This window comes from Streptosporangium fragile (assembly GCF_039534445.1).
Classification (GTDB): domain Bacteria; phylum Actinomycetota; class Actinomycetes; order Streptosporangiales; family Streptosporangiaceae; genus Streptosporangium; species Streptosporangium fragile.
On the sequence record NZ_BAAAVI010000048.1, the window covers coordinates 63057 to 69420 of the forward strand.

Annotated in this window: 4 protein-coding genes; 1 reads left to right on the forward strand and 3 read right to left on the reverse strand. The window is 74.0% G+C overall.

Annotated elements, in window-relative coordinates:
* Positions 1-126: 126 nt before the first annotated feature.
* From ABD841_RS27700 to ABD841_RS27710, 3 genes are all read right to left on the reverse strand, one after another.
* Entirely contained in the window at positions 127-1515 is a 1389-nt protein-coding gene (locus tag ABD841_RS27700) for a pyridoxal phosphate-dependent decarboxylase family protein (protein WP_344977953.1), read from the reverse strand.
* A 79-nt stretch (positions 1516-1594) separates the two neighbouring features.
* The gene (locus tag ABD841_RS27705) at positions 1595-3286 is read right to left on the reverse strand and encodes a GMC oxidoreductase (RefSeq protein WP_344977955.1); all 1692 of its coding nucleotides are present in this window, start codon (positions 3284-3286) and stop codon (positions 1595-1597) included.
* An 87-nt stretch (positions 3287-3373) separates the two neighbouring features.
* Positions 3374-4939, reverse strand: a complete 1566-nt coding sequence (locus ABD841_RS27710; protein WP_344977957.1) for a succinic semialdehyde dehydrogenase — start codon at positions 4937-4939, stop codon at positions 3374-3376.
* Positions 4940-5074: 135 nt separating this feature from the next.
* Here ABD841_RS27710 and ABD841_RS27715 point away from each other — a divergent pair.
* The coding region (locus ABD841_RS27715) for a beta-propeller domain-containing protein (RefSeq protein WP_344977958.1) at positions 5075-6364 on the forward strand (1290 nt) is incomplete at its 3' end.

Sequence of the window (6364 nt, forward strand, 5' to 3'; positions counted from 1 at the left end):
CGGGACGATCGGGCCGGAACCGCCTGCGGGGCGGGCGCGCCGTGCCGCACCGGCGCGCCCGCCCGGACGAGGAGACCCCGTACGGGGCCGCGCCGGGCGTCCTGCCCGCCCCGCCCGGCGGCCCGGTCACGCGGCGGGCGGGCCCGCCAGATCCGGGATGCGGTCGAGCATGGCCTGGAGGGTCTTGTCGTCCGTGGCGGGGGCCATGACGGTCACCCGCAGGTGGCGGACGCCGCCGACCTCGGCCGAGGTGAGCTGGAACGAGCCCTCCTCCATCAGGCGCTCGCGGAGGGCGGCCTGGTCGCCGGTGCCGTACCGGAAGCAGACGATGTTGCTCTCCGGCTCGTACGGGCAGGTGAAGCCCGGTCGCTCGCGGGCCAGTTCCCAGAAGCGGTGCGCGGTGGCGTACTGCCGCGCGACGTACTCGCCCAGGCCGCGCTCGCCCCGCCAGGCCAGGTTGAGGAAGACCTTCAGGCCCAGCTCGGCCTTGCTGCACTCCACGGTCCTGCCGATGAGGTCGGAGCCCTGGTCCCCGTAGAACAGGTAGCTGGCCCGCTGCCGGAAGGCGGCGTCCAGGTCGCCCTCGCGCCGGGTCAGGACCGCCGCCGCCAGGCTGGAGGTCCGCAGCATCTTGTGCGCGTCCCAGATCATCGAGTCGGCGAGGCCGATCCCGTCGAGCAGGTGCCGGTGCTCGGCCGAGAGCAGCGCCGAGGCGCCGTGGGCGCCGTCCACGTGGAACCAGACCCCGTGGGCGGCGCAGAACTCGCCGATGCCGCGCAGGTCGTCGTAGAGCCCGGTCCCGGTCGCGCAGGCGTTGGCCACCAGGGCCATCGGCCGCCGCCCGGCCCGGCGCGTCCGCTCCAGGGCGTCCGGCAGGCGCGCGACGTCGATCCTGCCGAGCCCGTCGACGTCCAGCGGCACGACCGCGCGCTCGCCCAGCCCGAGGATGGCGGCGGCGCGGGTGAGCGAGTAGTGCGCCGACGCCGGCGCGAGCAGGGCGAGGTCGCCGGGGACGCCGTCGGTCCAGGCGTCCGGCGCGGCGGCGGCCCGCGCGGCCAGCAGCGCGGTGAGGTTGGCCAGGGACCCGCCGTGGGTGAGCACCCCGCCACCCGCCTCCCCGAAGCCGACCTTGCCGAGCATCCAGCGCAGCACCTCGAACTCGACCGTCGCCGCCGAGGCGCCCATCTCGTAGATCGCCATGGGGTTGTTGGCGGCCCCGTGGACGAAGTCGGCGAGCGCGGCGGGGAAGTCGGGGGCGGCGACCTGGTGGCCCAGCTGGGCGGGGTGGTGCAGCCGGGTTCCCTCGGCGAGGTAGGCGCGCAGGAACTCCCCGTAGCTCTCCTCGGTCATGCCGCCCTCGCGGATCCACCGGGCCAGCCCGAGCCGCTCGGCCAGCTCTCGCGGGGGCCTGCGGCGGAGGACGGGAGGCAGGCCGCGCTGACTCCCGTCCACGTACGCGGCCAGCTCGTCGACGGTCACGCCGGCGGCGCGTACGAACTCTTCGACATTCCACATCACACCGGGATAGTGGTGTATATCACGACATTTCGCCAGCTCGGCCGGACGCGGGACCGGGCGGCGCCCGGTCGCCTGATCAGGTGATGCCGACGATGGGGAGACGCAGGGCCCCGGGGGCCGCGGCGGGGACGGCCGGGGCGCCGGGGGCGACGGGCGGCACGCGGACATAGGGGGAGCCCGGGGCGGGGCGGGGGTCGGGCTCGCCGCGGTTGGGCCACAGGGCCATGGCGCGCTCGGCCTGGGCGGTGATGGTGAGCGAGGGGTTGACCCCGGGGTTCGCGGAGATCGCGGAGCCGTCGACGACGTGCAGGCCCTCGTGGCCGTGGACGCGGTGGTAGGGGTCGATGACCCCGGTGTCGGGCCCGGCGCCGATGACGCAGCCGCCCAGGAAGTGCGCGGTGGCCGGGATGTCGAACAGGTCGAGCCAGCTCCCACCGGGTATGCCGCCGATCTCCTCGGCGGCGCGCCGGACGAACTCGTGGCCGGCCGGGAGCCAGGTGGGGTTGGGCTCGCCGTGACCCGGTCCGGAGCGGAGCCGCCAGCCGAACGGCCCCCGGCGCGCGGACAGGGTGATCGAGTTGTCCTTGGCCTGCATGACCAGGGCGATGATCGCGCGCTCGGACCAGCGGCGGTGGTTGAACAGCCGGGGCGCCAGGTGCGGCCTGCGCAGGACCTGGCCGAGGAACTTGAGCCAGCGCGGGGCGCCCCCGCCGTCGACGAGCAGGGAGCGGAGCACACCCATGGCGTTGGAACCGTCTCCGTAACGGACCGGCTCGATGTGGGTGTGGGCGTCGGGGTGGATGGAGGAGGTGATCGCCACACCGCGGTTGAGCTTCTCCCCCTTGGCCGACGGGCGCTCGAACCCGAGCAGCGCCTCGGAGTTGGTCCGGGTGAGGGCGCCGAGGCGGTCGGAGAGCCGGGGCAGGGTGCCCGTGGCCTTGAGGCGGTGCAGCAGGCGCTGGGTGCCGTACGTGCCGGCCGCGAAGACCACCTGCTCGGCGGTGAACGCGCGGCGACGCCAGGGCGCGCCCGTGCGGGCCGTCTCGACCCGGTAGCCGCCCTCCACCGGGACGACCGAGGTGACCGTGGTCTCCGGGTGGACCCTGGCCCCGGCCCGTTCGGCCAGGTGCAGGTAGTTCTTGGTCAGCATGTTCTTGGCCCCGTGCCGGCAGCCGGTCATGCACTCGCCGCACTCGGTGCAGCCCCGGCGGCGCGGCCCCGCGCCGCCGAAGTAGGGGTCGTCGACCTCCTCGCCCGGTGTGCCGAAGAAGACGCCGACCGGGGCCGGGCGGAAGGTGTGGCCCACGCCCATCCGGTCGGCGACCTTCTTGACGATCTCGTCGGCGCGGGTGACGGTCGGGTTGAGCACCACGCCCAGCATGCGTTTGGCCTGGTCGTAGTAGGGGGCGAGCTCGGCCTTCCAGTCGGTGATGTCCGCCCACTGGGCGTCGGCGAAGAACGGGCCGAGGGGTTCGTAGAGGGTGTTGGCGTAGACCAGGGAGCCGCCGCCCACCCCGGCGCCCGCGAGGACCATGACGCCGGTGCCCTTCCGCCCGCGCAGCACGTGGATGCGCTGGATGCCCTTCAGGCCCAGCCCCGGCGCCCACAGGAAGTCGCGGACGCGCCAGGAGGTCCTCGGCAGGGTGCTCTCGTCGAAGCGGCGCCCGGCCTCCAGCACCCCGACCCGGTACCCCTTCTCCGTCAGGCGGAGCGCCGAGACGCTCCCGCCGAACCCCGATCCGATCACCAGCACGTCATAGTCGAACATCCGGGACTCCGTTCGGAAGATGGCCGCCGGGCGGCGTCCGGGCCGCGGCGGACCCCGCCGCCCCGGGGCCCGCCGGCTCAGGGCTCGCTACTTCAGGCCGAGCCGCTTCATGATCTTGAGCGCGGCCGCGAGAGTGTCGGCGTACTTGTCGTACGGCAGGCCGAGGATCGGCTCGAAGCCCAGCCAGGCGGCCTGGCTGGAGACCGTCTGCGCCTCGGTGTAGCGCAGCAGCCCTTCCGACCCGTGGCGGCGGCCCAGCCCCGAGGACTTCATGCCGCCCATGGGGGCGTCGTAGGAGCTGTAGGCCGAGCCGTACCCCTCGTTGATGTTGACGGTGCCCGCCCTGATCCGGGCGGCCAGCGCACGCGCACGCGGCACGTCGCGGCTCCAGACGGAGGCGTTGAGTCCGTACTCGGTGTCGTTGGCCAGCTCGACCGCCTCGTCCTCGTCGGAGAAGCGGTAGAGCGCGACGACGGGCCCGAAGGTCTCGGCACGGCACAGGGCCATGCTCTCGTCGACGTCCGCCAGGATGGTCGGCTCGTAGAACAGCGGGCCGACGTCGGGGCGGGCCCTGCCGCCGGTGAGGACGCGGGCGCCTCTGGCCACGGCGTCGTCCACGTGGGCGGTCACCGCCTCCAGCTGCCGCCGGGAGGAGAGCGAGCCCATCTGCACGCTCCAGTCGAGCCCGGCGCCGAGCTTCATGTTCCGCGTCAGGCGGACGAACCGGTCGGCGAACTCGTCGTGGACGGAGTCGTGGACGTAGAGCCGCTCGACGGACAGGCAGAGCTGCCCGGCATTGGTGAAGCAGGCGCGGAGCGCGCCCTGGGCCGCCACGTCCAGGTCCGCGTCGCGGAGGACGAGCATCGGGTTCTTCCCGCCCAGCTCCAGCGAGCAGCCGATCAGGCGCGCGCCCGCCCGCTCGGCGATCGCCCGGCCGGCCCGGGTGGAGCCGGTGAAGGCCACGTAGTCGGCGCCGTCGAGCAGCGGATCTCCGATCTCGGCGGGGTCGCCGAGGACCACCTGCCAGATCTCACGTGGCATCCCGAGGGAGACCAGCAGGTCGATCGTCCAGAGCGTGGACAGCGCGGTCCGGGTGTCGGGCTTGTGGACCACGGTGTTCCCCGCGAGCAGGGCGGGGACGACGTCGGCGACGCCCAGCGCGAGCGGGTAGTTCCACGGGGAGATCACAGCCACGGTGCCGCGCGGCCGGCGTTCCTCGACCGTCCGCGTCGCGACGGGGAAGACGCCGGGCCGGCGCCGGGGCTCCAGCAGGCCGGGAGCGCGCCGCGCGTCGCCGCGGCTGCCGATCGCGACGTCGAGCACCTCCTCGAAGGCGTGCCTGCGGGCCTTGCCGGTCTCCCACTGGACCACGTCGAGGATCTCCTCGCGGCGGTCGAGGAGGGCGTCGTGCAGGCGCAGGAAGGGCGCGGCCCGCTCGCGCACGGGCAGCGCCGCCCAGGCGCGCTGGGCCGTACGGGCCTTGGCGTGGGCGGCGCGGACGTCCTCGGCGGTGGATACGGGCACCTCGGCGAGGACCTCGCCGGTGAACGGCGCGACGATCTCCTGGGTCTTCCCGCCGGAGGCCACCTGCCGTACGACGCGTTCGACCATGCGGGGGTCGAGTGCCCGGGTCACGTTGGGGGGAAGCGACATGCTCGCAGGGTAATCGGACGAGGCAGGCGGTGACTACCGGTCAGTAGCAAGAGGGTCGGCTTCTCCGCCGCGAATGGCCGGATTCGCCGGTTGGACGTCGTTGAACCTCCCTTTACAGTGATCCGTCTAGGGGGCATGAGGACATCCATTCGTACGGCCGGTGCGGTCACCCTCGCCGCCGCGCTGCTCACCACGGCGTGCACTTCGACCGGGACGGGATCCGGTGCCGGCCGTACGGCACCGCTCGACCTGGGGAACGTCAAACTGGTCTCCTACAGCGGCTGCGACGACATGCTGGCCGGGCTGCGCGCGGCGACGGCGAAGAACGTCGGCCCCTGGGGCATCGGCGGCCCGCCGATCCTGTACGCGGAGGCGCGCTCGGACGCTGCCGCCGCCAAGTCCGGGGCCGGCGCGCCCGAGCACTCCACCACGAACACGCACGAGGCCGGGGTCGACGAGCCGGACCTGGCGAAGACCGACGGCGACCGGATGATCACCGTCAACCGCGGCGTCCTCCGGGTGGTGGACACCGCGACCAGGAAGGTCACCGGCACGCTCAAGCTCGTGGACGACGAGCAGGCCTGGGCCCCGGCCGACCTGCTCGTCAGCGGCGACCGGGCGCTGGTGCTGTTCTCCGGCGGCGGGATCATCCCGTTCGGCGCGGTGGCCAAACGGCCGCCGAGCCCCGGACCGCACTACGTCCTCGTCGACCTGTCCGGGCAGCCGAAGACGATCGGCTCGCTCACCCCGGACGGCTCCCACGTGGACGCCAGGATGGTCGGCTCCACGGTGCGGATCGTGGTCCGCAGCCAGCCCCAGATCACCTTCCCCGACTTCGGCCCCGACCTGCCGGACAACGAGCGCACCCGGCGCAACACCGAGGTGGTCGCCAAGGCCCCGATCGAGGCGTGGCTGCCGAAGTACGAGCTGGCCTCGGCCGACGGCAAGACCGCGAGCCGCACGGTCGAGTGCGGGCGGGTCAGCCACCCCGCGGAGTACACCGGGACGTCGATGCTGACCGTGCACACCCTCGACCTGTCGCAGCCGCTCGCCGACACCTCCCCGATCAGCGTGGCCGCCGACGGTGACACGGTCTACGGCACCGCCTCCAGCCTGTACGTGGCCAGCAACCCGCGCTGGTGGTGGCCCATGCCGATCGAGCCGGGGATCGGCGGGGAGGCCGCGGCCGCCGACCCCCAGCCGAGCCTGCTGCCGGAGCCGACCGCGACCTCGTCGGCGGCGCCCACCGGAAGCGCGGTGCCCACCGCGACCTTCTCCCCCGAGCCGGGCACCACCGTCTCGCCCACGCCGGCGACGTCGACGGCCGAGGCGACGCCCTCCCCCGCCGGGACGCCGGAGCAGCCGCCGGAGGAGACGGAGGTGCACCGGTTCGACATCACCGCGCCCGGCGCGCCCCGCTACGTG